Below are 25,075 nucleotides of genomic sequence, written 5' to 3'. Positions count from 1 at the left end.
CGGTCAACCTTCTCGACCTCCCGGCCCCCTCCTCCCTAGCGTGGCCCGTCGTGCTCGCTCCCGAGCGCGCGACGAGAGGACGACATGGCCACCACGAGCGACGCCCCCGCGACCGGAGAGGCCGGCGGCACCTCCCTGCGCCGCCGCATCACCGGCCCGCTGCTCTACTTCTTCATCCTCGGCGACGTCCTCGGCGCGGGCATCTACGCCCTCATGGGCACGCTCTCGGCGGAGGTCGGCGGCGCCGTCTGGATGCCCCTCCTGCTCGCGCTCGGCCTCGCGCTGCTGACCGCCGGCTCCTATGCCGAGCTGGTGACCAAGTACCCGAAGGCGGGAGGCGCGGCGGTGTTCGCGCAGCGGGCCTTCAAGCGCCCGATCGTCTCGTTCCTGGTCGGCTTCGCCATGCTCGCGGCCGGAGTGACCAGCGCGGCCGGCCTGTCGCTCGCGTTCGCCGGCGACTACCTCGGCACCTTCCTCGACGTGCCGACCGTGCCGACGGCCATCGTCTTCCTGATCCTCGTCGCGTGCCTCAACGCGCGGGGCGTCGCGGAGTCGCTGCTCAGCAACACGGTGATGACCGTGATCGAGGTCGGCGGCCTGCTGATCGTGATCGGATGCGTCGCGCTGCTCGTGGCGGGCGGAGGCGGCGACCTCTCCCGCACGGTCGAGCTCAGCTCCGAGCAGGCGCCGGCGCTGGCGGTGCTCGGCGCGGCGATCATCGCGTACTACTCCTTCGTCGGCTTCGAGACCTCGGCCAACATCGCCGAGGAGATCCGCGACCCCAGCCGCGTCTACCCGCGCGCGCTGTTCGGCTCGCTGCTGACGGCCGGCGCGGTGTACGTCCTGGTCGGCCTCGCGAGCTCGATCGCGCTGCCCGCCGACGAGCTGTCCGGATCCTCCGCCCCGCTGCTCGACGTCGTGACGGCGAGCGGAGCCGGGGTGCCGGCATGGCTGTTCAGCCTGATCGCGCTCGTCGCGGTCGCCAACGGAGCGCTGCTGACCATGATCATGGCGAGCCGCGTCACCTACGGCATGGCGAAGGACGGCCTCCTCCCGGACGTGCTCGGCCGGGTGCTGCCGAAGCGCCGCACGCCGTGGGTGGCCATCGCGGTGACCACGCTGGCCGCATGCCTCCTGACCCTGGTCGGCGATCTGGCGACCCTCGCCGAGACCGTGGTGCTGCTCCTCCTGCTGGTGTTCATCAGCACGAACGTCTCGGTGCTCGTGCTGCGGCGCGACAAGGTCGAGCACGACCACTTCCGCGTGTGGACGGCGATCCCCGTGCTCGGCATCGCCTCGTGCGTGCTGCTCCTCAGCCAGCAGGACCCGATCGTCTGGCTCTACGCCGGGATCCTCCTCGTGGTCGGAGTCCTCGTGCACCTGGCGACCCGTCGTTCGTCCCGCCGCACCGCCTGATCCGCTGACGGTCCCGGCGGGGCCGCCGCTCCGCCGGACCGTCCCTCCCGACCGCCGCGCTCTCCCCGCGACCGGTCAAGCCCCTGGGCGGACGGCCGTCCGAGGCGTGGGATGGAGGGAACGGAAGGAGTACGAATGACCGACACACCCTCCCGCGAGGAGCTGCCGCTCCCCGACTGGAACGACATCCCGCTCGACACGCTCGCGGAGCGCATCCGCCCGCTCGACGAGGCCGGCCTCGGCGTGCTGCTCGCCTACGAGGAGGCGCACGGGCACCGCCTGCCGGTGACGACGATCCTGCACTCGCGTCTCGAGCAGCTGCGCGGGGGAGCGGAGCCGGCAGGCAGGGTGCCGGAGTCGCTGCCCGAGGTGTCCCGCTCGTCGTCCGGATCGCCGGTCTCGCCGGCGACGTCCGGTCCGCCGATCAATCCGCCCTCGCACGGAGTGCCGACGAACCCGGCTCAGCCGCGCTGAGGGCGGCGGGCGGAGCCGCGGTCGCGGCGGCCCCGCTCCCGCCGCGCGCTGCTCAGGGCCTGCCCAGCGCGCACGGGCAGACTGTGCGGAGCCGATGACGGCGACCGGACGAGGGAGCAGTACCCGGAACGCGACAAGACTGACTCGTAGGAGCTGTCATGTCCTGGATCGTCCTCATCCTCTCCGGTGTCCTCGAGGCCGTGTGGGCCACCGCCCTCGGCAAGTCGGAGGGGTTCACCCGGCTCGGCCCGTCGGTCGTCTTCGGCGTCGGCGTCGTCGCGAGCATGGCCGGCCTCGCCTACGCGATGCGCGAGCTGCCCACCGGCACCGCGTACGCGGTCTGGGTCGGGATCGGCGCTTCGCTGACCGTCCTCTACGGCATGTTCTTCGGCGGCGAGGGCTTCTCGCTCGTGCGCACGCTGCTGGTCCTCGGGATCGTCGGCTGCGTCGTCGGCCTGAAGCTCGTGCACTGACCTGGCGGCCGTCCTCTCCTCCGCGATAGGCCGCTCCCGTACGCGACACGCCGACGGAGGCGCGCCGGACTGGCATCTCGCCGAGGGTCCGAGGCCGGTGGTTGCAGGACGCCGCGCGTTCCACCTAGGCTCGGCGCATCAGGGGAGAACGATCGTTCTACGGTTCTCCCCGCCCCCCAAGGAGGACTCATGCCCACTCGTACCGCACGCACCGCCTGGAACGGCTCGCTCGAGACCGGCGAGGGCCAGGTCGAGCTCTCGAGCTCGAAGATCGGCACCTACGACGTCTCGTTCCCCAAGCGCGCCGCCGACGACGCCAACGGCTCGACCAGCCCCGAGGAGCTCCTCGCGGCCGCCCACTCCGCCTGCTACGCGATGCAGTTCTCGGCCGTCCTCGGCCAGGCCGGCGGCACCGTCGAGGCGCTCGACGTCCGCGCCGACGTCTCGCTCGGCCCGGACTCGGCCGGCGGATTCAAGCTCACCGGCATCAAGCTCGTCGTGAGCGGCGAGGTCTCCGGCATCGACGAGGCCGCCTTCCTCAAGGCCGCCGACGAGGCCAAGGAGACCTGTCCCGTCAGCAAGGCGCTCACCGGGGTCGACATCACGCTCGACGCCACCTTCGAGGGCTGAGTCCCTCCGCACGTCCCGAGCACCCCGTCGCGCATCGCGGCGGGGTGCTCGTGCGTCCGGCGCGGCCGCGGAGCGGCGTATCGAGACCCCCGCCCCCACCGGCCGCCCGGCGCCCCCTGTCGTCAGACCGCCGCCGGCGCGTAGCGGAAGCCGGCGCCGAGGTGCTCCTCCGGCAGCCGGTCGCCGCGGCCGTGCAGCTTCTGGCGGAGGCTCCCCTCGACGTACTCCTCCGGGTACGCACCGCGGCGGCGCAGCTCCGGCACGATGAACTCCACCACGTCCTCGAAGGTGCCGGGCGTGATCGCGTAGGCGAGGTTGAACCCGTCCACGTCGGTCTCCTCGACCCACTCCTGGAGGTGGTCGGCGACCTCCGCGGGCGAGCCGACGACGAACGGGCCGAGCCCGCCGATCACGCTGAGCTTGGCGATGTCGCGGACCTTCCACTCCGAGCCGTCCTCGTTCGCCTCCTGGAAGTTGGCGACGGCCGACTGGATCGCGTTGCTCTTCACGTTGCCGATCGGCTCGTCGAGGTCGTACTGCGACAGGTCGATGCCCATCCAGCCCGACATGAAGACCAGCGCCCCCTCCTCGCTCCCGTAGGAGAGGTAGTCGCGGTGCTTCTCGTGCGCGGCCTCGCTGGTCTCGGCGGTGATGATCGTCAGCAGCGTGTAGATCTTCGCGGAGTAGCGGTCGCGGCCGGCCGCCTCGAGGGCGTCGCGGATGCGCGAGACGGTCGCCTTCAGGCCGGCCTTCGTCGAGGACGCGACGAAGATCGCCTCCGCGTTGCCCGCCGCGAAGCGGATGCCGCGCGGCGACGCTCCCGCCTGGTAGATGACGGGGGTCCGCTGCACCGACGGCTCCGAGAGGTGGATGCCGGGGACGGTGAAGTTCTTGCCGCGGTGCCCGATCTCGTGCACCTTCGCCGGGTCGGTGAACACGCCGGACTCGCGGTCGCGGACGACCGCGTCGTCCTCCCACGACCCCTCCCACAGCTTGTAGAGCACCTCGAGGTACTCGTCGGCGACGTCGTAGCGGTCGTCGTGCTCGAGCTGGTCCTCGTGGCCCATGTTGCGGGCGGCGCTGGGGAGGTAGCCGGTGACGACGTTCCAGCCGACGCGGCCCTTCGTCAGGTGGTCGAGCGTCGACATGCGCCGCGCGAACGGGTACGGGTGCTCGTAGGCGGTGCCGGCGGTGATGCCGAAGCCGAGGTGCTCGGTCGCGGCGGCCATCGCCGAGACGAGGAGGATCGGGTCGTTGACGGGGACCTGCGCGCCGTGGCGGATCGCCGCCTCGTTCGAGCCGCCGTAGACGTCGTAGGTGCCGAGCACGTCGGCGATGAAGATCCCATCGAACGTGCCGCGCTCGAGCAGCTTCGCCAGGTCGGTCCAGTACGAGAGGTCCTTGTACCGCCAGGACTGGTCCTGGGGGTGGCGCCACATGCCCGAGGACTGATGGGCGACGCAGTTCATGTCGAAGGCGTTGAAGCGGATCTGGCGGGTCATGGAGTCGATAGTGCCCAGCGGAGCCGCGAACGGGTACCGAGCGCGACGCACGGCGTCACAAAGCGACGCCCGTCGAGGCGCCCGGCGGGTCTGGGTGGTCGGCGACGTCCTCGACGAGCTGGCCGACCTCGAGGACCGCATCGGCAGCGCGATGATCGAGAGTCGGAACGGGTGATGCGCCGGGGCGCACCGCCCCCGTCCGCAGACCGAGCGGCTCCTCCTCCTACGCCAGCTCGCGCCCCAGGAAGCGCACGTGCTCGCCGATCTGGAACGCCTCGCCGCCCTCGTGGCCGTTGAAGGGGTAGACCCGGATCTCGCGGGGTCCGGCGTAGCGGTTGTAGGAGGCGTAGACGGTGGACGGCGGGCAGATGTCGTCGCGGAGCGCCACCGAGAACAGCGCGGGGGACTGCGCGTAGGGGGCGAAGGAGGTGCCGTCGAAGTACGAGAGGGTGTCGAACACACGCGCCTCGGCGCCGCGGTGGGTGTGCAGGTACTGCACGATCTCGCCGTACGGCATCGTGTCGACCAGCCGCACGGCGTGCGGGATGTGGGAGAGGAACGGCACGTCGACGATCGCGGCGCGCGCCGCCTCCGACTCGCCGAGCAGGCCCAGGATCCCGGTGACGGCGAGAGCGATCCCGCCTCCCTGGCTGCCGCCCGAGACGGCCACGCGGGAGGCGTCGACCGCGGGGTGCGCGCGCAGCACGTCGAGCGCGCGGACGGCGTCGGTGAAGACGCGGCGGTAGAAGTGCTCCGCGGGCGACTCGATGCCCTGCGTCATGAAGCCGGAGACGTGCGGCCCGCTGCCCACCGGGTCGGGCGTCGCTCCGGAGCGGTGCCCGGACCCCTGGCCGCGGGTGTCCATGACCAGGTGCGCGTAGCCGGCGGCCGACATCGCGGTCCACTCCGCGAGCTGCCCGCGGCCGCCTCCGTAGCCGATGAAGGTCACGAGCCCGGGGAGGGGGCCCTCGACGCCGCGGGGGAGGATCAGCCACGCGCGGATCGGGTGGCCGCCGAAGCCGGAGTAGGTGACGTCGAAGGTGTCGAGCAGTCCGAAGCCGGCGTCGACCCGCTCGAGGCGCGGCTCGGTCGCGACGGCCCTCGCCTCGGCGATCGTGTCGCGCCAGAACTCGGCGAACCCGGCGGGCTCGGCGATCTCGGGGGCGTACTGCTCGAGGAGGTCGAGCGGGAGGTCGTACTGCGGCATCACGGACTCCTTCTCGGGCAGCGGCGCCCGAGGATCGAGGCTACTGGAGGCACGGGCCCACCTGGGTGCGGCGTGGGAGAACGCCGCAGAGCGGAATGCCGGGGCATCCTCCGCGTTCTCCTCAGCATGACGACGTACGGAATCATCGGAGCAGGCAACATCGGCAGCCAGGTCGCACGGGCGGTCATCGCCCTCGGGGACGAGGTGGTCATCGCGAACTCGCGCGGCCCCGAGACCCTCGCCGACCTCATCGCGGAGCTCGGCCCGAAGGCCCGCGCCGCCACGGCACAGGAGGCGGCCGAGGCCGCCGAGATCGCCGTGGTGACGGTGCCGCTGAAGAACCTCGAGGAGGTGCCGGTCGCCCCGCTCGCCGGCAAGATCGTCCTCGACACGAACAACTACTACTTCGAGCGCGACGGCCGCATCGAGGCGCTCGACAAGGGCGAGACCACGACCAGCGAGATGCTCCAGCAGCACCTCCCGGAGTCGAAGGTCGTCAAGGCGTTCAACCACATCATGGCCGCCGACATCACCACCGACGGCACCCCGGCCGGCACGCCCGACCGCCGCGCTCTCGCGACGTCGAGCGACTACCCCGAGGCGATCCACTTCGTGACCGACCTCTACGACCGGATCGGCTTCGACACCGTCGCGATCACGCCGCTGAGCGAGTCGTGGCGCGTCGAGCGCGACCGCCCCGCCTACGTGGTGCGGCAGAACCGCGAGGAGCTCGAGGCCAACCTCGCGAAGGCTCCCCGCACGGTCTGATCCAGCCTCTCGAAGGGGAGCGGAGCTGCGGCGCCGCTCCCCTTCTGCATGTCCGGACGGCGTCGGAGGCGCGCCCGGGACGGCTCCCTCGGCGCTCGCCGCCGCCGGGCCTGCGATAGTCGAGAGGACCAGCCACGCACCAGAGAGCCCCGATCGGGCTCCGAGAGGAGAGGCCTGCCATGCCCTCGACACCCCGTTCCGTCCCCTCCCGCTCCGGGCTCTCGCGCCGCAGCGTCGTGATCGGCGGTCTCGCGGTGCTCCCGCTGCTCAGCGCCTGCACGCCCGACTCCTCCGCTCCGGACGACGCTCAGCAGGAGGCGCCCCGCACCCGCACCGCGGCTCCGAGCGGGCCGGTGGCGCTCGCCCCGGACGCGCTCGCCGCGAGCGCGGCCCTGTTCGCCGCGGCTCCGCTGGTCGTCCTGGTCGAGGACGTCGCCGAGTCCCGCCTGCGCGCCGCCCAGGTGAGCATCGCCTGGGGCGTGCCGCTGCTGGTCGGCTCGGCGGGATCCGGAGCGACGGCCGCCCCGACCGCGGACGCCGCGGCCGCGGGATCCACGGCTTCCGAGACGCCGTCCGATCCGGGGGGCCCGTCCGACTCCGCGACCGGATCCGCCACCCCGTCCGCCACACCGTCCTCCACCGCTCCGACCTCCGACGCCCTCGCCGCCGAGTTCGCCCGCCTCGGCGTGACCCGCGTGCTCGCGATCGGCGACGTCACCGCGCCCGAGGGCGTCGACGTCGTCGCCTCCGCCTCCGACGCGGCCGCCCTCAGCACCGCGTCCGGCGTGACCGTGACCGACCTGGCGCTCGCCGACCTCGCCGCCGCGGCGCCGTCCACCGCCTCCGACGCTCCCTTCGGCGCTCTCCCGGCCCGGGCCGACGCCCTGACCGGCCTGCACGCTCTCGCCCGCGCGCAGGACGCCGACGTCGCCGCACTGGCGACCGCCCGCGCGGCCGGCGTGCCCGTCACCGTGGTCGACGGCGACGACCTGCTCGCCTCGGGCGGAGCCGTGACCGCGATCGCCGAGGCCCACGCCTCCTGCACGCTGCTGCTCGGCCCTGTGCTCGCCGCCCAGCCCGAGCCCGAGTGGGCCGTGCGCGCGGCCGCGAGCGGCTGGCAGCTGCCGGGCGGCGGCCAGCGGATGTTCGGCGGGCACCTCTTCGTCGCGATCTACGGCACTCCGGGCGCTCCCGTCCTCGGCGTGCTGGGGGAGCAGGGCCTCGAGCCCACGATCGCGCGGGCGGAGGCGGTGGCCGAGCCGTACCGGGCGCTCACCGACAAGCAGGTCGTGCCGAGCCTCGAGATCATCACCACGGTCGCGGCGGGCGACCCCGGTAAGGACGGCGACTACTCCAACGAGCTCGACGCCGCCGACATCCGCCCCTACATCGACGCGGCGCAGGCGGCGGGGATGTACGTGGTGCTCGACCTGCAGTCGGGGCTGACCGACTTCCTCACCCAGGCGAAGCAGTACGCGGACCTCCTGTCGCTGCCCAACGTCGGCCTCGCGCTCGACCCGGAGTGGCGCCTGCTGCCCGGCCAGAAGCCGCTGCAGCAGATCGGGCGCGTCTCGGCCGCCGAGGTCGACAGCGTGTCGGAGTGGCTGGCCGACCTGGTGCAGAGCGAGGGGCTGCCGCCGAAGATGTTCGTGCTGCACCAGTTCCGGCTGTCGATGCTGCAGGACCGCGACAGCATCCGCCGCGACCGGCCCGAGCTGGAGTTCCTCATCCACGTCGATGGCCAGGGCTCGCAGCCCGACAAGCAGGCGACCTGGGACGCGCTGCACGAGGGCGCCCCCGAGGGCATCGGCTGGGGCTGGAAGAACTTCTACGACGAGGACGCGCCCATGCTCACCCCCGCCGAGACCATGGCCGAGGTGCGCCCCCTCCCCGACCTCGTCACCTACCAGTAGGCGGATCCCGAGGGCGGGCGTCAGCGGCGCAGGAGCTCGCCGGAGACGACGCCCGCCTCGACCTCCTCGAGGGCGCGGCCGCGGGTCTCGGGCACGCGCTTCCAGATGAAGACGAGCGCGAGCAGGCCGACGGCGCCGAACAGGAAGAACGTTCCGGTGATGCCGACGCCGGAGACGAGGGTGGGGAAGAACAGGCCGAGCACCGCGTTCGTGATCCAGTGGCAGAAGATCGCGATGCCGACGCCGACGCCGCGGATCCGCAGCGGGAAGATCTCGGACAGCATCACCCAGGTGACGATGTTGAGGAACGTCTGCATGCTCCCCACGAACGCGACGACCAGCACCAGGATCACGTACGGCCGGGCCGGGTTCCCCACGGGGAGCGCGACGGAGGCGATGCCGATCAGGAAGTGCATCGCGGTGGTCAGGGAGTAGCCGAGCAGGAGGGTCGTGCGGCGGTTCATCGTCTGCATGAGCCGCAGCCCGATCAGGCCGCCGATCACGGCGATCGCCCCGGGTGCGATGTTGGCGACGAGCGCGCCGTCGTGGTCGAAGCCCGCCTCCTTCAGCACCGACTGGCCGTAGTACATGATCGAGTTGATGCCGGTGAGCTGCTGGGCGACTCCGATCCCGATGCCGACCAGCAGGATGCGCACCGCCCAGCGCTCGCGCAGCGCCTGCAGCAGGGGGATCCTCGGGCCGTCCTTCGCGCCGATCGAGCGGGCGATGGTCTCCGCCTCCGCATGGGCCAGGTCGGGCGTCCGGATGGTCGTGAGCACGTCGAGCGCCTCGTCGCGGCGGCCGTGCGCGATCAGCCAGCGCGGCGACTCCGGGACCCGGGTCATGCCGAGCAGGAGGGCGGCGGCGGGGAGCGCGGCGACGGCGAGCATGATCCGCCAGACGCCGGGCAGCTCGCCCCAGACGGTGCCGATGACGGCGTTGGCCACGAAGGCGGCGAGCTGGCCGATCACGATCATCAGCTCGTTGCGGCCGGCGAGGGAGCCGCGGATCTCGGAGGGGGAGATCTCGGAGAGGTAGATCGGCACGACCACCGAGGCGCCGCCGACGGCCAGTCCGAGGACCGCCCGCCCGAGGACCATCACGCCGAAGCCCGGCGCCACCACGCAGACCAGGGCGCCGACGAGGAAGAGCACGGCGAGGAGGCGGATCGTGGTCCGCCTCCCGAGGGCGTCGGCGAGGCGTCCGCCCGAGATCGCGCCGATCGCGGCGGCGAAGAGGAGCGAGCTGGTGACGACCCCCTCGGTCAGCGCGGTGAGGCCCAGCTCGGCCGACATCGGCTCCAGGGCGCCGTTGATGACGCCGGTGTCGTAGCCGAAGAGGAGGCCGCCGAGGGTCGCGATGAGCGCGATGAGGCCGAGACGCCGAGTCGACGCCTCCAGGGAGGTGGTGGTCATCCGCTCACTCTGACGCATGGCCGCGCGGTGAGCGAACCCTGGACCGTCGGGGGAACCCGGTGTAGCGGGTCCCCTCGACGGCCCGGGGCCCCTCGGCGGCAGGGAGGGGGGAGGGAGCGTGCGGAGGGGGTGCTCAGGAGGGGACGCGCGCGCCCTCGCGCAGGCCCTCCTCCTTGGCCTGCTGCACCAGGGCGGCGATGCGGCGGCGCGAGCGCGAGCGCCCGGCGAGCAGCGCCGCGAGGATGAGGGCGACGCCGAGGACCACGAGCAGCTGCGGGACCGGCACGGCGGCGACCGTGATCGACTCCGTCACGGGAGCGGTGGCGACCGGCTCCTGATCGGCGGCGGCGACGGTCGGTGCGATGGTCAGGTCGGCGCCGACCCCGAAGAGGGGCCAGATGCCGTCGAGCTGCACCGAGACGCTGCGCCGGTCGCCGGGCAGCAGCTCCTGCTGGGGCGCGTCGGCCGCGACGACGGGGGCGGTGGCGCCCTGGGCGCTCGCCGTGCCGTCGAGCAGCAGGCGCACGTTGCCGGTGTTCACCACGTCGGCGACGAGCGAGAGGGAGCCGGGCTGGAACGGGTTCCAGGAGAGGCGGTAGTCGCTGGCCAGGTCCTCGACGGAGAAGGAGGGGGTCACCTCGCCGGTCACGCGGGTCATCACGCGGAAGCCGATGCGGCTCTCCACTCCGACGTTCGCGCCTCCCGCCTCGGTGCCCTGCGAGAGCACGGAGGCGGCGATGCCGGCGGCGTGGTCGCCGGGGGTGGCGTTGTCGGGGACCGTCACGGTGAACGGCACCACGCCGCTGCTGCCCGGATCGACGGTCACGGTCTCGGGGGCGGAGATCCACAGCCCGGCGTCGACCGACTCCTGGTCCGAGTTGAGCATGTTGAAGCGGCCGGTGTCGGTGAAGTAGCCGTCGGCGCTGGTGATGCTGAAGGTCACGGGCTGGTCGCTGAGGTTCCGCACGACCGCCTCGTCCGAGGCGCTCGCGCCGGGGGCGAGCTCGAGCTCGACCCACGCGCGCTTGTCGGGGACGCCGTCGGTGGAGGGGCTGACCGCCCAGGTGATCGCTCCGTCGGCCGCGACGGCCGCCGGAGCGACTCCCGCGCCGAGGAGGGCGACGATCAGCGCGAGCAGCGCGGGGAGGAGCGGGCGGCGGGGAGCGGCGGAGCGGCGCGGAGCAGTCATCAGAACCTCATGGTCGCACGGGGAAGCACGACGCGGCCGGGCGGGCGGGCCCGGCCGCGTCGGCCGTGGTGGGATCGCGGCCGAGGGAGTGCGTCCCCCGGCCGCGACGGGTCACTCGAAGAGCGACAGGGTGATGGTGGACGAGTACGCGCCAGCGTCCACGTTCACGGGGGTGCGGAGGAAGAGGTCGGCGTCGGCGCTCCAGGAGCCCTCGGGGTTGACCTGCTGGGAGTTGCTGGCGACGATCGCGAGCAGCTCCTTGCCCTTCAGGCCGACGCCGTTGGCGCCGCCGTCGATGGCGGTGCCGACCTCATCGCCCGCGGCGACCTCGCCGAGGTCTCCACCGTCGACCAGGTCCGGGGTCCAGCCGAGGTTCTCGGCGCCGATGGTCGAGCCGTCGGCCGACGTGAAGTCGCTCGCCGTGCCGATGACGTACCACGCGGAGTCGGGGGAGACGTCCGCGGCGTCACGGGTGTCGGTGACCGTGACGGTGGGCAGGGTGCCGGTGAACTGGCGGCGGACGTTGTCCGAGCCGGTCTCGGTCAGCGTCGTCGAGTCCGCGGCGACGGTCATCGAGAGGGCGCCGGTCCCGGGGAGGTCGGCGATCTCGACGTTGATGTCGACGTCGTCGTTGCCGTAGTTGACCTCGGCGGCGAACGCCGTTCCGGCGACTCCGAGCAGGAGGACGCCTCCGGCCAGTCCAGCGGCTCCGCGGATCAGAAGGGATCGGGTGTTCATGTCGGGTGTTCTCCGTTCTCCGGCCGGCGTCGTCGCCGGCTCGATCTCAATGGGTGTGGGTCGTGCCCGCGGATCAGCTGCAGCTGGCCGCGGAGTAGGGGGCGGTCGCGGAGGCCGTGGCCGGCTTCCCGCTGATGAACGCGGTCGCCGTGGCGGTCGCGGATCCGTCGGTCACGCTCGTCGCCCGGGTGGTGAAGGCGGCCGAGACGGTGGCGCCGGGAGCGACGTCGGCGAAGCTCTTGGAGCCCCACGTCGTGCCGATCACGATCTTCGCGGCGAAGGCGTTCGGGTTCGTGGCGGTCGCGGTGACGACGATCTTCCCGGCGGCGCAGCGCGTCGTGGAGGTCGTGGTCACGGCGATCGCGGGTGCCGAGTCGGTCACGGGACCGACGGAGGCGGAGGCCGTCGCCGGCGTCCACTGCGGCTTCGCGGCGGTCACGGCCACCGAGATCGTCGCTCCGCGGTCGGCGGCGGTGAGCGTGTAGCTCGACGCCGTCGCCCCGCTGATCGCGGTCCCACCGCGCTTCCACTGGAAGCCGGTCGCCGTCCACGGGGAGGAGGCGGAGGCGGTCAGCGTGCTGCCCACCGTCGCCTTCCCCGTGATCGAGGCTGCGAGCGGCGCGGTGTCGACGATCGTCTGCGCGGCGACGCTGGTGAGGGTCGGGACGACCTTCTGCATGAGCCCGGTCGTCTTGTCGAAGGTCACCCGGTCGATCGTCGTCTCGCGGTGCTGGCCGTCTCCGCCGGGGATGGCGAAGCGGTGGTAGGCGATGTACCAGTCGTCCGTGCCGGGCACGTTGACGATCGAGTTGTGGCCCGTGGCGAGGATGCCCTGCGAGGTGTCCTTCTCGAGGACCACGCCGCGGTAGGTCCACGGTCCGTCGACGCTCGTCGAGGTGGCGTAGCCGACCTTGTAGTTCTCCGAGCCGGTGTCGTCGATCGAGTAGGTGAGGTGGTACAGACCGTCGCGGTAGTTCAGGAACGCACCCTCGCGGAAGTCGGTCAGACCGCTGATCTTCTTGATCGTGCCGGTCTTGATCGAGAGCATGTCGTCGGACAGCTCCCCGTAGAGCGGGTCGCCGTTGCCCCAGAAGAGGTAGCTCTTGCCGGTCTTCGGGTCGGTGAACGCGGCGGGGTCGATCGCCTGGCCGGACCGCACGGACTCGCCGTTGGTGATCATCGCGGTCGGCTGCGCCGTGAACGGGCCCATCGGGCTGTCCGAGACGGCGACTCCGATCGTCTTGCGGTTCAGCGAGGAGTTCTCGCCGGAGAAGTAGAAGTAGTACTTCCCGTTCTTCTCGATGATCGTCGGCGCCCAGGCGTTGCCGGTCGCCCACGGCACGTTGCCGTTCGCGCCGTCGAGCGTCAGGAAGGGCTGCTCCGAGCGGGTCCAGTCGATGAGGTTCTTCGAGGACCAGGCGTAGAAGGTCTTGCCGCCCCAGCCGGCGAAGCCGTCCGAGGTCGCGTACAGGTAGTAGGTGTCGCCGAAGACCGCGATGTTCGGGTCGGCGTTCAGGCCTGCGAGGACCGGGGACTTCATGACGACGGCCTTCAGGGTCCAGGTGGTCGCGGTGCCGCCGGCGGCGGGCGTGAGCACGACCGTCTGCGGGGTGGAGAGGTCGCGGACGGTGCCGGAGGCGGGGCTCGCCGTGACGCCGGCCGCGGTGGAGAAGGTCGGGGTGAGCTTCGTCAGGTCGGTCCCCGGCTTCACCGGGAAGGTGACCGTCCTGCTCGCCGAGTCGACGATCGGGGCCGTCTTCAGGACGTCGCCGCTGAGCGACAGGTCGACCAGGGCCGACGTGTTGCCGGAGGCGGCGAGCACCTCGGAGGCGCTAAGGGCCCGGTTGTAGACCGAGAACTCGCGGATCTGGCCGCGGAAGCGGTTGTCGGCGTCGTAGTTCGAGCGCCCGATGTAGTTCGCCGAGGTGGAGCCGCCGCCGATGTCCTTCGGGTCGGTCGTGACGGTGCCGCTGGCGACCTTCACTCCGTCGAGGTAGATCGTGCCGGTGGTGCCGGAGAGCGTGTACGTCAGGTGCGCCCAGGTGCCGCGGGGGAGGGCCGAGCCGCCGGCGACGGTCTGCTCGGTGGTGTAGTTCCCGGTCGCGATGCTGGTGCGGTAGTTGTTGCCCGAGGTGAAGAGGTAGCCGTCGCCGGCGCCGTTCGTGGTGTTGCCCAGGCCGTAGAGGAAGTAGGCGCCGCCCTGCGCGGGGTCGATCCAGACGTCGGACTGGATGGTGAGGTCCGTCACTCCGGCGAGCAGGTCGTTCGGCAGCTTGACGTAGTCGTCGGTGCCGTCGAGCTGCAGGGCGCCGTCCTTCCAGGTGCCACCCGAGGGCAGCGTGCCGTTCTGGTTGTTGCCCGAGCTGTCGCGCACCGTGGTGCCCGAGCCGCCGTCGAAGGTGTAGCGGAGGATCTCGCCGGCCGCGTTGACCGGCTTCGCGGCGGGGCCGGTGCTGCTGGTGCCGTAGGCGGCCGTCAGGCGCGCCTCCTCAGCGCTCGAGAGGCGGAGCACCGAGCCGTGGCGGAAGGGCTTCGAGAACGAGTACGTGTTCGCGCCGGTGGTGCCGACAGGAAGCGCCGTGAACCGCATGTCCGCGAGGGTGTCGGTGACGTAGGCGGAGTAGCCGAACGAGTCGCCCATGACGACCCAGCGGCCGTCGGGCAGCTGGTAGACGGTGAGGCCCTCGAGGTGGTCGGAGAGGCCGCGGGACTTCTCCTCGCCGAAGCCGATCACGCGGGTCCAGGGGCCGGCGAGACTCGGGGCCTTGTCGACGACCGTGCGCCAGTCGGCGGTGGAGAAGCGGTAGTACGTGTCCCCCTCCTTCGCGATGGTCGTGTCGATGATGCTGCCGCGGCTCCCGCCGCCGGCGGCGGGGTTCTCGTCCAGCCAGACCTTCGGGGTGGAGAAGCCGACGAAGTCGCGCGTGGTCGAGACGTAGACGCGCTGGGCGGAGGCCCCGCCGGTCAGCGTCTTGTCGCGGGCGGCCCAGTAGACGTAGTACTGGCCGGTCGCGTCGTCCCAGATCGCCTCAGGAGCCCAGACGTTGCCCGCGTCGGGGAAGCCGGCGAAGACGATGCTCTGATCGCTCCAGTTCACGAGGTCCGTCGAGCGCCAGACGACGAGGTTCTTGCTCGCGTTGGTCTGGTCCCAGGTGCCGCCGGGAGCGGTGCCCTCGGCGTGCAGGTCGGTGCCGATGATCCAGTACTCGTCGCCGGTGGGGGAGCGCACGAGGTGCGGATCGCGGACGCCGAGGGTGCCGCCGAGGTTGGCGAGCACGGCCTTGTCGTTGTTGAGCTTCGACCAGTGCAGACCGTCGGTGCTGGAGCCGAAGTAGATTTTCTCGTAGTCGGTCGAGGCGAAGTGGGTCCAGAGGTAGCCCGCGTCGTACTCGGTGTCGAGGTCCGCGGGAGCCGCGGTCACCGTGACGGGCAGCTGCCGGGTCGCGGTCGTGCCGGCGATCGTCGCGGTGAGTGTGACGGGCGTGGCGGCGGACCGGCGCTTCACGACGCCGGTCGTGCTGAGCACGGCCGTGTTCGAGGAGGACCAGGCGACGTCGTAGGAGCCGGCCTTCGCGGGCAGCGTCACGTTGCCGCGGACGTCGCCGGAGTTGACGATCGAGAGGGCGTCGAGCGCCTTCTGGGCGTCGGCGTTCACGTCCTTGGCGGGCACGGTGGCGGTGAAGGTGCGGGTGGCCGTGGCCGAGCCGCGGGTGGTCGTGGCGGTCAGCTCGACCGAGGCGACCCCGGTCGCGGGTGGCGTGACGACTCCGCTGGTCGAGACGACCGCGGAGTTGCTCGAGGCCCAGGCGATGGCGGAGCCGTTGGGGCCGGTCGTCGGGAGGGTGAGGTTCGCGGAGACCGAGGAGAGGCTCCCGAGGTCCAGGGCGGCGGAGTCGCGGGAGACGCGCGTGCTGTCCGGGGCCTGGAGGGTCGCGACGTCGGCCGCGCTGAGCGCCGTGCTGTAGACGCGGAAGTCGCGGACCGAGCCGGCGAGGGTCTTGTCCGCCGTGTAGACGGAGCGGCCGATCGCGTTCGCGGTGGTGGTGCCGTTGCCGATCGCGGCGGGAGTGATGGTCACTCCTGTCTGCTGCGCGACCTGGGTGCCGTCGAGGTAGAGGCGTGCGGTGTCGCTCGCGTCGTCGAGCGTGTAGGTGAGGGTCTTCCAGACGCTGCGCGCGAGGTTCGCGTTGGAGTTGACGGTCTGCTCGGTGGTCCAGTTGCCGGTGGCGATCGAGGCCTTGTAGCCGTTGCCCGTCGTGTAGAGGTAGCCGTTCCCGGCGCCGTTCGTCGTGTTGCCGAGGCCCCAGATGAAGTAGGGCGTGCCCTGGTTCGCGTTCACCAGGACCTCGGTGCTGACCGTGATCGAGTTCAGGCCCGCGAGCAGGTCGTCGGGCAGCTTGACGTAGTCGTCGGTCCCGTCGAGGGCGACGCCCGCGGCTCCGCGAGGAGCGGCTCCGTTGACGAGCGTGCCGGTGCGGCCCTTGCCCGAGCTGTCGGCGACGGTCGTGCCGCTCGTCTCGTCGAGCGCGTAGCGCAGAACGAGGCTGTCGGAGGGAGCTGCGCTCGCCGACTGGGCCGTCAGAAGGGGGACGGTGAGGGCCACGGCCGTCACGAGGACGAGTGGTCGCAGGAAAGGCTTCATCGCGCTTTGCTCCAGGGTCGGCACCATTGCTGAGGGGAGGGAGTGTGCCGGCTTCGTACGCGGCAATGTTCACGGTAACACTATGTTGACGACAACGTGAAGAGCCTAACCGGATCATTTCCCGACACTCCAGAGGAGAGGCGAACCGGTTCGACGAATCCCGGGTGCATCCTGGAGCGACGCGTACGCCGATGTCCGGTCGGATCAGCCGCGGTCGACGTCGCGCGAACGGCTCAGCGCGCGGTCCATCGCCCTCAGCGTCCGGAAGCCGGCCCGCTCGGCCACGGCCGCGCGAGCCGAGGGCGAGAGCGACGGGCTCGCGGCGAGCAGCGACGCGGCGAGGTGCACGCGCCGCTCGCGGAGGGTCGCGGCCACGGTCGTGCCCCGGCGGTGGAAGGCGCGGTCCAGCGTCGCCCGCGAGACGCGGAGCCGCATCGCGAGAACGCCGGCGGTGAAGTCCGCGTCACCCGCCTCCGCATCGATGACGGCGATCGCGCGGAGGAGGACGCCCTCGAGTCCGTCCTCCGGACGGGCGGGCGGCAGGCTCTGCTTGATCAGGGCCGACGCGGTCGCCTCGAGCGCCCGGCGCAGCTCGCTGAAGCCGGGATCGCCCGCCGCGAGGTCCGCGTTGAGGGTCGCGTTGACGAGGGAGACGAAGGCGCCGCTGTAGCTGTCGGCGGCGAGCAGGGTGCAGGACGGCCCGTCGGACTGTGCGCTCGTGAGGCCGAGCCTGCCCCAGGAGGTCCTCAGCGCCAGCCAGGCGGAGTCCTCCTCCGCCCGGAACCGAGCGGAGTCGTCGCGTTGGAGGAGGGCGAGCCCGCCGGGCCGCAGACGAGCGGCCTCGAGAGGGCCGTCGACGACGATCTCGCCGGCGACCGGGACGATGAGGTCGACCTCGGCCCGGTCGGGGGCGGGGAGGGGCGGGTCGGTCCGGAGCGTGCCGGGTGTGTGCCAGAGGCGGCTCAGCCGGAAGCCGTCGACGGCGAGCACGTCCCCGGCGAGGTGCAGGGGCGGAGCTCCGTCGCTCGCCCAGCCGAGGCTCCTCAGCCACGCCTCCACGCGGGGACCGCTCAGCTGCAGCGTCTCGACGAGACCGCGCGGGGCGGCCGGCTGCTCGGAAGCGGTCACCGGGCTCCTTCGCAGCGGGGACGGGGTGCGCGGGCGGTGACCACGTTAGGCCGGGGGAGGGGCGCCGAGACGGGGTGGCGCGTTCCTCCTCGGACGAGGCGCCCGTCCTCGGCGGGAGGGCGGAGGCGGCCCTCCTCGCCCGCGGTCCGGCAGGACGCGGGCGGAGAGGGCCGCCGGGCGCGGATCAGCGGCAGTCGGTTCTCGCCTTGATCCAGTGGGGGTTCAGCGCGCCGTCTCCCTGGGCGGTGATCCCGGCCGCATCGGGGCCGGTGCTGGCACCGGAGCCGATCTTGGTCCACGTGTTCTGCGCCGGGCTGTAGTACCAGATGTCGCCGTTCGCCTTCACGGAGACGTTCCCATCCGCTCCCTGACCGTAGGTGCGGACGAACCCGGAGTTCTCCGGGACGGTCGCGAGCCGGGTGCCGTACTGCAGGACCCCGTCCTTGATCCAGTGGATCTCGAACGTCCCGCCCGGCCGCTGGGTCAGTCCGGCGGCGCTCGGCTCGGTGCTGGCTCCGGTGCCGACGAGGTCCCAGACGTTGCCCTGCGGGGTGTACCGCCAGATGTCGCCGTTCGACTTCACGGCGATCGTGCCGCGGGTGCCGAGGCCGTAGACGCGGACGAATCCGGAGTTGGTCGGCACCGTGGCCGCTGCGGTGCCGTAGTGCAGGACTCCGTTCTTGATCCAGTGGACGTTCAGGGTCCCGGCCGGGTTCGCGGAGATGCCGGCCGCGCTCGGCTCGGTGCTGGCGCCGGTGCCCAGAAGGGTCCACTCGTTGGCCTGGCGGTTGTACCGCCAGATGTCGCCGTTCGCCTTGATAGAGACGTTCCCGTCCGCGCCCTGACCGTAGGTGCGGACGAATCCGGAGTTGTTCGGAACGGTCGCGAGCGCCTTGCCGTACTGGAGGACTCCGTCCTTGATCCAGTGCGCGTTGTAGGTTCCGTCCGGCTGCTGCGTGAGCCCGGACGTGCTGGGCTCCGTGGAGGCGCCCGTGCCGAGCTTCTGCCAGCCGTCCGACCGCCGGTACTGCCAGATGTCGCCGTTCGCCTTGACGGAGACGTTGCCGTTCACACCCTGCGAGGAGGTGTGGATGAATCCGGAGTTCTCGGGAACAGTGGCGAGGCCCGTGCTGTACTGCAGGTCGCCGGTCTGGCGGACCGGGAACGGGGCGTTCGTCTTCGCCGAGCCGCCGAAGGCGAGGGCCGAGCCTGTCGAGGGGCCGGCGATGACGCTGCCGGCGGGGATGGTGGCGACTCCGTTCGCGTCGGTCACGAAGGTGTCGGTCCCGCTCCCTCCGAAGCGGAAGCCGGGCGGGGTGTTCACCCGCACAGGGACGTTCGCGACGGTGCCGCCGGTGAGGGTCAGCGTGATCGGCGCCGTGTTGGGCGTGCACGCGATCATGGTCGGGATGGAGCTGAACACGAGGGTCTGCGTGGCAGAGGCGGCGGCAGCCGGGGTGGCCGTCGCTGCGGCGATCACGGGCAGGGACCAGGTGGCGCCGGCGACGACGGTGCGTCGCCTCAGCGGACCCTGCTCAGCGGGAGAGTTGTCGGAAGTCACAGTGAAGCTCCTCGGTCTGTCTTCTCGCCGGCGGCCTGCTCGGAGGACGGTCGTCGTCCGCTCGGGCGCTTCGGCGGGTACGACGGGCGCCGTACCGCTGGGGAGTCTTCCCGCGGGCGGGCGGTCGGCCCAAGCGCTCGGGGGCAGGTGAGGAGGAAGTGGCGCCGCCGTGAGGAGGGAGTGGTGGGCTCCGGCGCCGTCCCGAGTCGCGATCGCCCTCCTGACCCGGTGATCCCGTCGGTCGCACGCTTCCGCCGGGGCGCCGCCGGCGCGGTGAGCGGGAGCGTCGCCGTCCGCTGTGACCGGTCCGGTGACAAACGGAGCACGCGCGGGCTGCGAATCACTCCTGTGGTGAGGCGTCAGCGTGCCCGCGAGGAGGGGGCGCCCGATGAGGTCGAGATCGGCCGAGATGTACCGGCGGATGGCCGAGCACTGGAACGGCGTGGAGGCCCGTTCTGGACTGCGGGTCGAGGCGACGGGCTCGCTCGGCTTCGAGATCGCCAGACTGTGGATTCCCGGTGGCTGCGTTCTCGAGCAGAAGCCGCAGTCGCGCTGCCCGCCGGGCGCGCATCTGCTGCTGGTCGTCGAGGGCGGAGGACGCATCCGACAGGACGGACGGATGCTCGAGTGCGGCAGTGGTGATCTGGTGGTCATCGACGCGGAGCCGCGGACCGGGGCGCGCTTCCCCCGCTCGACCGTGATCTACGCCTGGGTGCTCGGCGAGCGGGCGCTGGAGCAGCGCTGGCTCACGGAGCGCTTCGGCGAGGTCCTGCCCGTCGCCGGCTGCTTCCTGGCCCCGGCGCGGGCGCTGATGAACGGTCTCCTCGACGGCGACCACGCTCTGGCGGAGCAGCCCGCCGTCGCCCGGGCGGGCGAGGCCTTCCTGAAGGAGCTGGTCGAGGGCTCCGCACCGCGCAGGCGTCCCCGCGCCGAGGACGTCTACGGGGAGGCCATGGCCCTGATCGAGGAGCGCCACCGCGATCCCGCCTTCACCGCCGCCCGGCTCGCCCGCGAGCTCCTGGTGTCGGAGCTGACGCTGGCTCGCGCGTTCTCCTTCCTCGGGCGGACGGCCGACGACGAGCTCGAGCGGCGCCGGGCGGGCACCCTCCTGCTCCTGATCGGCGGGCGGTCCCTGGCGACGGCCGACTTCGCGCGCGCGGCCGTGGAGGCGGGCTTCGCCTCCGAGGGGAGCGCTCGCCGCGCGCTGTGGCGGCTCTCCCAGCGCCGCTGACCGGGACGGTCCCCGTGGCCGTCCTCCCGGTCCGGCGACGGCGTGCGGCCGGATTCCGAGCGCGAGGCGCGGAGGCCTGGGAGATCCGTGCGAACGTCCGGCGGTGATCGACAGATGAGGGATTCTGTTCGTTCGACGCGGAGGAGGCGGGAGATGGGGGCCGCAGAGGAGCGGATGCAGGCGTTCGCTCGCGCCTGGTACGAGCGCGGGACCGGCGCTCCCGGTCTGCGGATGGACGCAGCGGACGGACCGGGACTCGCGCTGACGCGGGTGTGGGGGCCGAACGGGATCAGGGTCGCCCCCTCGCCGTCGGTCGACAGGGCGGACAGGCCGGCGGGCGTTCACATCTCCCTGATCGTCGAGGGCGGGGGAGAGGTCGTCCTCGACGAGGGCGTGCTCGAGGCGACGCCGAACAGCGTCCTGCTCCTCGACGCCAGGGTCCCGGCGCGCATCGACTACCGGCGGCCGACCGTCTCGTACACCTGGAGCTTCGACGCCGCCGTGCTCGAGCACCGGTGGGTCCGCGAGCGGATCAACGAGGTCGTGCCGGTGCGCGAGTCGGTCTGGACGCCTGCCCGTGCCCTCGCCAACAGTCTGATCGAGGGGGATCCGGCCGTGCTCGGGGCCGCCGGCGTGAGGCGGGCGAGCGAACTGCTGCTGGAGGGGATCGTCGAGCACAGCGCTCCGCGGGTCCGGACCCGGGGCGCCGACCAGGTCTACGCGGAGGCGATCCCGGTGATCGAGGCACGCCACCGCGACCCGGCGTTCTCCGCCGCGGTGCTCGCCCGGGAGCTGCTCGTCTCCCCTCGCATGCTCGCGGAGGCGTTCGCGTTCCTCGGCCGCACGCCGGCGGAGGAGATCGCGACGCGTCGGGCGGGCACCCTCCGGCGCCGCATCGGCCTGCGGCGGCGGGGCCCTGCCGACTTCGCCCGCCTCGCCGAGGAGTGCGGCTACGGCACCCGCGAGCAGGCCGCGCTGACGCTCAGCCGCTCCGCCTCCTGAGGCCGGCGGAGCGCCCCGGACACGACGGCGCCCCCTCGTCCGCGGAGGGACGAGGGGGCGCCGGGGGAGATCGGGCGGGAGCCCGGTCAGGTCTTGCTGCGGGCCATGACGGCGCGCTGGAGGAGGACGAAGACCAGGAGGATGCCTCCGGTGATGATCGTGGTCGCCTCCGGCGGGATGCCGCCGTCGCGGGTGATCAGGACGTTCATCAGTCCGAGCACCAGGGCGCCGACCACCGAGCCGAGCACGAAGCCGACACCGCCGGTGAGCAGCGTGCCGCCGATGACGGTCGCCGCGATGGCGTCGAGCTCCCAGCCGGTGCCGGTGATGTTCTGCGCGCTGCCGAGGCGGGCGGTGTAGACCACACCGGCGAGACCGGCGAGCGTGCCGCTGATGATGTAGATGAACAGCTTGGTCCGCACCACCGGGAGGCCCATCAGGGCCGCCGACTGCTCGGAGCCGCCCATCGCGTAGACCGTGCGGCCCAGGCGGGTGCGGTGGAGCACGAAGAACGCGCCGGCCACGACGAGGATCGCGATGATCACGCCGGGGCTGATGACGAAGTCGTTGACCTTGGGGCCGTCGATCAGCTTGATCGGCGTGGCCAGGCTCAGCACGGCCGAGTCCTCGGGGAGGCGCTCCGGGACGGTGCTCAGCATGGAGGCGAGACCGCGGGCCAGGAACATCATCGCGAGCGTCGCGATGAACGGCTGCACGTTGAAGTACTGGATCAGGACGCCGGAGATCACGCCGAACAGGGCGCCGATCACGACCATCAGGACCATCACGAGCCAGGGGTTCCAGCCGGCGTTGATCAGGAGCACGCCGCTCACGCTGCTGAACGCGATCACCGCGCCGACCGAGAGGTCGATGCCGCCGGTGAGGATCACGAAGGTGAGGCCCACGGCGAGGATGATCAGATGCGCGTTGTTGACCAGCAGGTTCGAGATCGTGCTCGCCTGCAGGATCCGGCCGTAGGCGGCCTCGCCGTAGACGATCATCCCGAAGAAGATGATCAGCGCGGCCAGGGTGGGCAGCTTGTCCAGGTGCTGGCTCAGCCAGCCGCGCGCCCCGGAGGTGCGCTTGGTGCTCGCCGGAGGGGCGGAGCGGGTCATCACGGCACTCATGCGGGGATCGCCTCTTTCTGCGGGACGCTGCGGCGCGCCTCGCGACGGGACTTGAAGGCGGAGCGGACGCGCTCGGACTGCAGGAGGCAGAGCGCGACGATGACGATCGCCTTGAAGGCGGGCGTCGCGGAGGACGAGACTCCGAGGAACACGACGGTCTTGTCGAGGGTGGCGATCAGGATCGCGCCCACGGCGGCACCGGTGATGTTGAACTTGCCGCCGGCGAGCGAGGTGCCGCCGATGACGACCGCGAGGATCGCGTCGAGCTCGAGCTGGTAGCCGGTGCGCGAGACGTCGACCGTCATCACGCTCGCCGTGGCGAACACGCCCGCGACTCCGGCGAGGATTCCGCTGCCGATGTAGGCGGTCATCAGCAGGCCCCGGCGGTTGATGCCCGCGAGGCGGGCCGCCTTCGGGTCCATGCCGATGGCCTCGATCATCAGGCCGAGCGCGCTGCGGCGCACCAGGACTCCGACGACCACGACGATGGCGATGGCGAGGAGGAACACGACCGGGAGCCCGAAGACGTACCCGTTCGCGAGCCAGCGGAAGGGCTCGTTGGTGGCGGCGGTGTTCTGGCCGCCGGTGATGACCTTCGCCAGGCCGCGGCCCGCGAGCATCACGACGAGCGTGCTGATGAAGGGCTGGAGGCCCACCACCGAGACGAGGACGCCGTTCACGGCTCCGAGCACGGCGGCCACCAGGAGGGCGACCGCGAAGGCTCCCGCTGCGGCGCCGAGCGAGTCGGGCGCTCCCGCGGAGTTGAGGAACTCCATCGAGACGGCGCCGGCGACGACCATGATCGAGCCGACCGAGAGGTCGATGCCCCCGGTCGCGACGACCAGGCACATGCCGACGGCGATCATCAGGATCGGAGCGGCGGCGCGGGCGATGTCGATGACGTTGCCGACGAGGTAGCCGGTGGTGGGGCTGACCGAGACGGCCAGGTAGCCCGGGTCCTTGACGACGTTGACGAGGAGGAGCAGGGCGATCGCCACGACTCCCCAGAAGTACTGGCGGCGGATGATCCCGCCGAGGACGGATCCCCGGGCGGGTCGGGTGTCGCTGCTCATGATGCGGCCTCCTGCGTGGCGCTCTCGAGGACGACGACGTCCTCGTCGACGACTCCCTCTGCGGCGATGGTAGTGACGATCGACTCCGCAGTGACAGCGGGACCGTTGAGGATCTCCGCGATCACGCGGTGGTCCTTCAGGACGATGATGCGGTCGCTGAGACGGACGACCTCGTCGAGCTCGGACGAGATGAAGACCACGGCGACGCCCTCGCCGGCGAGGGCGACGACCTTCTCCTGGATCTCGGCCTTCGCCCCGACGTCGATGCCGCGGGTCGGCTCGTCGAGGATGAGGATCTCGGGGGCGGTGGCGAGCCAGCGGCCGAGGAGGACCTTCTGCTGGTTGCCGCCGGAGAGCTTGCTGATCGGGCGGTCGGGGTCGGCCGGGCGCACGTTGAGCTCGACGAGGTACTTGCCTACGATCTCGTCCTTCTCCTTCTTGGAGAGGGGGCGGGCCCAGCCGCGCTTGGCCTGCACGCCGAGGATGAGGTTCTCGCGGACCGAGAGGTCGCGGATGATGCCCTCGTCGCGGCGGTTCTCGCTCGAGAACGCGATCTTGTGGGCGAGACCGGCGGTCGGCGTCGGGACGTCGATCTTCTTGCCGTGCATCGTGATCTCGCCGGTGTCGGGCTTGTCGACGCCGTAGATCAGGCGCGCGAGCTCGGTGCGGCCGGAGCCGAGGAGCCCGGCGAAGCCGACGACCTCGCCGCGGTGCAGCGTCAGGTCGGTGCTCTCGATGGAGCCCTTCTTGCCGATGCCCTTCGCGGTGTAGAGCGGGGCGTCGCGGTAGAGGTGGTCCTGGCTCTCGCGCTCGGAGTCGAGGGAGCGCAGCGCTGCGATGTCCTTGCCGATCATCTTCGAGATCAGCGAGGTGCGGTCGAGCTCGTGGGTCAGGTACTCGCCGACGAAGGTGCCGTTGCGCAGCACCGTCAGGCGGTCGCTGATCGCGTAGACCTGGTCGAGGAAGTGCGAGACGAAGAGGATCGCGACGCCCTCCGCACGGAGGCGGCGGATGACGACGAAGAGGTTCTCGACCTCGTTCGCGTCCAGGCTCGAGGTCGGCTCGTCGAGGATGAGCACCTTGGAGTCGCTCACCGTCGAGCGGCTGATCGCGACCAGCTGCTGCATCGCGATCGAGAGCGAGGCGAGCGACTGGCGCGTGTTGAGGTGGCCGAGGCCGAGCTTCTCGAGCGCGACCTTCGCGGCCTGGTGTGTGGCCTTCCAGTTGATGCCGAAGGGTCCGCGGACCTCGTAGCCGAGCATCACGTTCTCTCCGATGGAGAGGTTCGTGACCAGGTTGACCTCCTGGTACACGGTGGAGATGCCCGCGGCCTGCGAGTCGGCGGTGCCGGTCAGGCGACGGGTCTCCCCGTCGATCACGATGTCTCCGCTGTCGATGCGGTAGACGCCGGTGAGGGCCTTGATGAGCGTGGACTTGCCGGCGCCGTTCTCACCCATGAGGGTGTGGACCTCGCCCGGGAACAGGCGGAAGTCGACGCCGTCGAGGGCTTTCACGCCGGGGAAGCTGATCGAGATGTTCTTCATCTCGACGATCGGAGGCGAACCTGTCATGTCGCGTCGTTCCGT

Annotated in this window: 20 protein-coding genes and 1 riboswitch; of the genes, 9 read left to right on the top strand and 11 right to left on the bottom strand. The window is 71.7% G+C overall.

Annotated features, from left to right (window positions below):
• Positions 1-84: 84 nt before the first annotated feature.
• From C5C56_RS10280 to C5C56_RS10265, 4 genes are all read left to right on the top strand, one after another.
• On the top strand, positions 85-1,416 hold the full coding sequence (locus C5C56_RS10280) for an APC family permease (protein WP_104319539.1): 1,332 nt from the start codon (positions 85-87) through the stop codon (positions 1,414-1,416).
• A gap of 135 nt (positions 1,417-1,551) precedes the next feature.
• Positions 1,552-1,890 (top strand): hypothetical protein, encoded by a 339-nt coding sequence (locus C5C56_RS10275; protein WP_104319538.1) that lies wholly within the window; start codon positions 1,552-1,554, stop codon positions 1,888-1,890.
• Between the two features lie 85 nt (positions 1,891-1,975).
• Positions 1,976-2,039: riboswitch (guanidine-III (ykkC-III) riboswitch) on the top strand.
• A 9-nt stretch (positions 2,040-2,048) separates the two neighbouring features.
• A complete protein-coding gene (locus C5C56_RS10270; RefSeq protein ID WP_104222377.1) occupies positions 2,049-2,363 on the top strand; it encodes a multidrug efflux SMR transporter in 315 nt (104 codons plus the stop codon).
• Positions 2,364-2,552: 189 nt separating this feature from the next.
• Entirely contained in the window at positions 2,553-2,993 is a 441-nt protein-coding gene (locus tag C5C56_RS10265) for an OsmC family peroxiredoxin (RefSeq protein WP_104247811.1), read from the top strand.
• 122 nt (positions 2,994-3,115) lie between these two features.
• Here C5C56_RS10265 and C5C56_RS10260 read toward each other — a convergent pair whose 3' ends face one another.
• The gene (locus tag C5C56_RS10260; protein ID WP_104247810.1) at positions 3,116-4,495 is read right to left on the bottom strand and encodes an LLM class flavin-dependent oxidoreductase; all 1,380 of its coding nucleotides are present in this window, start codon (positions 4,493-4,495) and stop codon (positions 3,116-3,118) included.
• 10 nt (positions 4,496-4,505) lie between these two features.
• Here C5C56_RS10260 and C5C56_RS17850 point away from each other — a divergent pair, with 10 nt between their 5' ends.
• Positions 4,506-4,670, top strand: coding sequence for a hypothetical protein (locus tag C5C56_RS17850; protein WP_181136395.1), 165 nt, complete (start codon positions 4,506-4,508; stop codon positions 4,668-4,670).
• A gap of 48 nt (positions 4,671-4,718) precedes the next feature.
• On the opposite strand, the gene C5C56_RS10255 is transcribed toward C5C56_RS17850, so the two are convergent.
• Complete coding sequence (locus tag C5C56_RS10255; protein WP_104295802.1) at positions 4,719-5,702, bottom strand: acetylxylan esterase; 984 nt, start codon at positions 5,700-5,702, stop codon at positions 4,719-4,721.
• Between the two features lie 126 nt (positions 5,703-5,828).
• On the opposite strand from C5C56_RS10255, the gene C5C56_RS10250 reads away from it, so the two are divergent.
• Together C5C56_RS10250 and C5C56_RS10245 are read left to right on the top strand one after the other, a co-directional pair.
• The gene (locus C5C56_RS10250; RefSeq protein WP_104227021.1) at positions 5,829-6,470 is read left to right on the top strand and encodes an NADPH-dependent F420 reductase; all 642 of its coding nucleotides are present in this window, start codon (positions 5,829-5,831) and stop codon (positions 6,468-6,470) included.
• 179 nt (positions 6,471-6,649) lie between these two features.
• Positions 6,650-8,383: a hypothetical protein gene (locus C5C56_RS10245; RefSeq protein WP_104319537.1), complete on the top strand. Its 1,734-nt coding sequence runs from the start codon at positions 6,650-6,652 to the stop codon at positions 8,381-8,383.
• Positions 8,384-8,403: 20 nt separating this feature from the next.
• Here the strand turns inward: C5C56_RS10245 and C5C56_RS10240 are convergent, their stop codons facing one another.
• From C5C56_RS10240 to C5C56_RS10215, 6 genes are all read right to left on the bottom strand, one after another.
• Positions 8,404-9,798 (bottom strand): sugar porter family MFS transporter, encoded by a 1,395-nt coding sequence (locus C5C56_RS10240; protein ID WP_258065657.1) that lies wholly within the window; start codon positions 9,796-9,798, stop codon positions 8,404-8,406.
• Positions 9,799-9,931: 133 nt separating this feature from the next.
• Positions 9,932-10,987, bottom strand: a complete 1,056-nt coding sequence (locus C5C56_RS10235; RefSeq protein WP_104319535.1) for a WxL protein peptidoglycan domain-containing protein — start codon at positions 10,985-10,987, stop codon at positions 9,932-9,934.
• 111 nt (positions 10,988-11,098) lie between these two features.
• A complete protein-coding gene (locus C5C56_RS10230) occupies positions 11,099-11,725 on the bottom strand; it encodes a hypothetical protein (RefSeq protein WP_104227017.1) in 627 nt (208 codons plus the stop codon).
• A gap of 73 nt (positions 11,726-11,798) precedes the next feature.
• Entirely contained in the window at positions 11,799-16,367 is a 4,569-nt protein-coding gene (locus tag C5C56_RS10225; protein WP_181074597.1) for a family 43 glycosylhydrolase, read from the bottom strand.
• A gap of 204 nt (positions 16,368-16,571) precedes the next feature.
• Positions 16,572-17,495: a helix-turn-helix domain-containing protein gene (locus C5C56_RS10220; RefSeq protein WP_104269276.1), complete on the bottom strand. Its 924-nt coding sequence runs from the start codon at positions 17,493-17,495 to the stop codon at positions 16,572-16,574.
• A gap of 184 nt (positions 17,496-17,679) precedes the next feature.
• Positions 17,680-19,056: a hypothetical protein gene (locus C5C56_RS10215; RefSeq protein WP_104319534.1), complete on the bottom strand. Its 1,377-nt coding sequence runs from the start codon at positions 19,054-19,056 to the stop codon at positions 17,680-17,682.
• A 388-nt stretch (positions 19,057-19,444) separates the two neighbouring features.
• Here C5C56_RS10215 and C5C56_RS10210 point away from each other — a divergent pair, with 388 nt between their 5' ends.
• Positions 19,445-20,287 carry a hypothetical protein gene (locus C5C56_RS10210; RefSeq protein WP_146085905.1) on the top strand — a complete coding sequence of 281 codons (843 nt, stop codon included), beginning with the start codon at positions 19,445-19,447 and terminating at the stop codon, positions 20,285-20,287.
• 153 nt (positions 20,288-20,440) lie between these two features.
• The gene (locus C5C56_RS10205) at positions 20,441-21,289 is read left to right on the top strand and encodes a hypothetical protein (protein ID WP_104273672.1); all 849 of its coding nucleotides are present in this window, start codon (positions 20,441-20,443) and stop codon (positions 21,287-21,289) included.
• Positions 21,290-21,375: 86 nt separating this feature from the next.
• On the opposite strand, the gene C5C56_RS10200 is transcribed toward C5C56_RS10205, so the two are convergent.
• Genes C5C56_RS10200 through C5C56_RS10190 form a run of 3 tightly spaced genes read right to left on the bottom strand, consistent with a single transcriptional unit; the run spans position 21,376 to position 25,060 of the window.
• Positions 21,376-22,416, bottom strand: coding sequence for a sugar ABC transporter permease (locus C5C56_RS10200; protein ID WP_104222391.1), 1,041 nt, complete (start codon positions 22,414-22,416; stop codon positions 21,376-21,378).
• Positions 22,413-23,489 carry an ABC transporter permease gene (locus C5C56_RS10195; RefSeq protein WP_104238658.1) on the bottom strand — a complete coding sequence of 359 codons (1,077 nt, stop codon included), beginning with the start codon at positions 23,487-23,489 and terminating at the stop codon, positions 22,413-22,415. Before C5C56_RS10195 ends, C5C56_RS10200 begins: the two co-directional genes overlap by 4 nt.
• On the bottom strand, positions 23,486-25,060 hold the full coding sequence (locus C5C56_RS10190) for a sugar ABC transporter ATP-binding protein (RefSeq protein ID WP_104222393.1): 1,575 nt from the start codon (positions 25,058-25,060) through the stop codon (positions 23,486-23,488). The genes C5C56_RS10195 and C5C56_RS10190 overlap by 4 nt, the downstream gene beginning before the upstream one ends.
• Between the last annotated feature and the right edge of the window lie 15 nt (positions 25,061-25,075).

The organism is Rathayibacter sp. AY1D1 (assembly GCF_002932635.1).
GTDB lineage: Bacteria > Actinomycetota > Actinomycetes > Actinomycetales > Microbacteriaceae > Rathayibacter.
Note: the sequence above shows the minus strand (reverse complement) of the source record. Positions and strands in the feature narration are given on the sequence as shown.

What these genes read in the sequence shown, in the direction of transcription:
- C5C56_RS10260 (WP_104247810.1), bottom strand. Translation starts at nt 4,495, where the DNA reads ATGACCCGCCAGATCCGCTTCAACGCCTTCGACATGAACTGCGTCGCC.
- C5C56_RS10230 (WP_104227017.1), bottom strand. Translation starts at nt 11,725, where the DNA reads ATGAACACCCGATCCCTTCTGATCCGCGGAGCCGCTGGACTGGCCGGA.
- C5C56_RS10245 (WP_104319537.1), top strand. Translation starts at nt 6,650, where the DNA reads ATGCCCTCGACACCCCGTTCCGTCCCCTCCCGCTCCGGGCTCTCGCGC.
- C5C56_RS10270 (WP_104222377.1), top strand. Translation starts at nt 2,049, where the DNA reads ATGTCCTGGATCGTCCTCATCCTCTCCGGTGTCCTCGAGGCCGTGTGG.
- C5C56_RS10235 (WP_104319535.1), bottom strand. Translation starts at nt 10,987, where the DNA reads ATGACTGCTCCGCGCCGCTCCGCCGCTCCCCGCCGCCCGCTCCTCCCC.
- C5C56_RS10225 (WP_181074597.1), bottom strand. Translation starts at nt 16,367, where the DNA reads ATGAAGCCTTTCCTGCGACCACTCGTCCTCGTGACGGCCGTGGCCCTC.
- C5C56_RS10240 (WP_258065657.1), bottom strand. Translation starts at nt 9,798, where the DNA reads ATGACCACCACCTCCCTGGAGGCGTCGACTCGGCGTCTCGGCCTCATC.
- C5C56_RS10265 (WP_104247811.1), top strand. Translation starts at nt 2,553, where the DNA reads ATGCCCACTCGTACCGCACGCACCGCCTGGAACGGCTCGCTCGAGACC.
- C5C56_RS10275 (WP_104319538.1), top strand. Translation starts at nt 1,552, where the DNA reads ATGACCGACACACCCTCCCGCGAGGAGCTGCCGCTCCCCGACTGGAAC.
- C5C56_RS10255 (WP_104295802.1), bottom strand. Translation starts at nt 5,702, where the DNA reads ATGCCGCAGTACGACCTCCCGCTCGACCTCCTCGAGCAGTACGCCCCC.
- C5C56_RS10210 (WP_146085905.1), top strand. Translation starts at nt 19,445, where the DNA reads ATGAGGTCGAGATCGGCCGAGATGTACCGGCGGATGGCCGAGCACTGG.
- C5C56_RS10195 (WP_104238658.1), bottom strand. Translation starts at nt 23,489, where the DNA reads ATGAGCAGCGACACCCGACCCGCCCGGGGATCCGTCCTCGGCGGGATC.
- C5C56_RS10280 (WP_104319539.1), top strand. Translation starts at nt 85, where the DNA reads ATGGCCACCACGAGCGACGCCCCCGCGACCGGAGAGGCCGGCGGCACC.
- C5C56_RS10205 (WP_104273672.1), top strand. Translation starts at nt 20,441, where the DNA reads ATGGGGGCCGCAGAGGAGCGGATGCAGGCGTTCGCTCGCGCCTGGTAC.
- C5C56_RS10190 (WP_104222393.1), bottom strand. Translation starts at nt 25,060, where the DNA reads ATGACAGGTTCGCCTCCGATCGTCGAGATGAAGAACATCTCGATCAGC.
- C5C56_RS10200 (WP_104222391.1), bottom strand. Translation starts at nt 22,416, where the DNA reads ATGAGTGCCGTGATGACCCGCTCCGCCCCTCCGGCGAGCACCAAGCGC.
- C5C56_RS10250 (WP_104227021.1), top strand. Translation starts at nt 5,829, where the DNA reads ATGACGACGTACGGAATCATCGGAGCAGGCAACATCGGCAGCCAGGTC.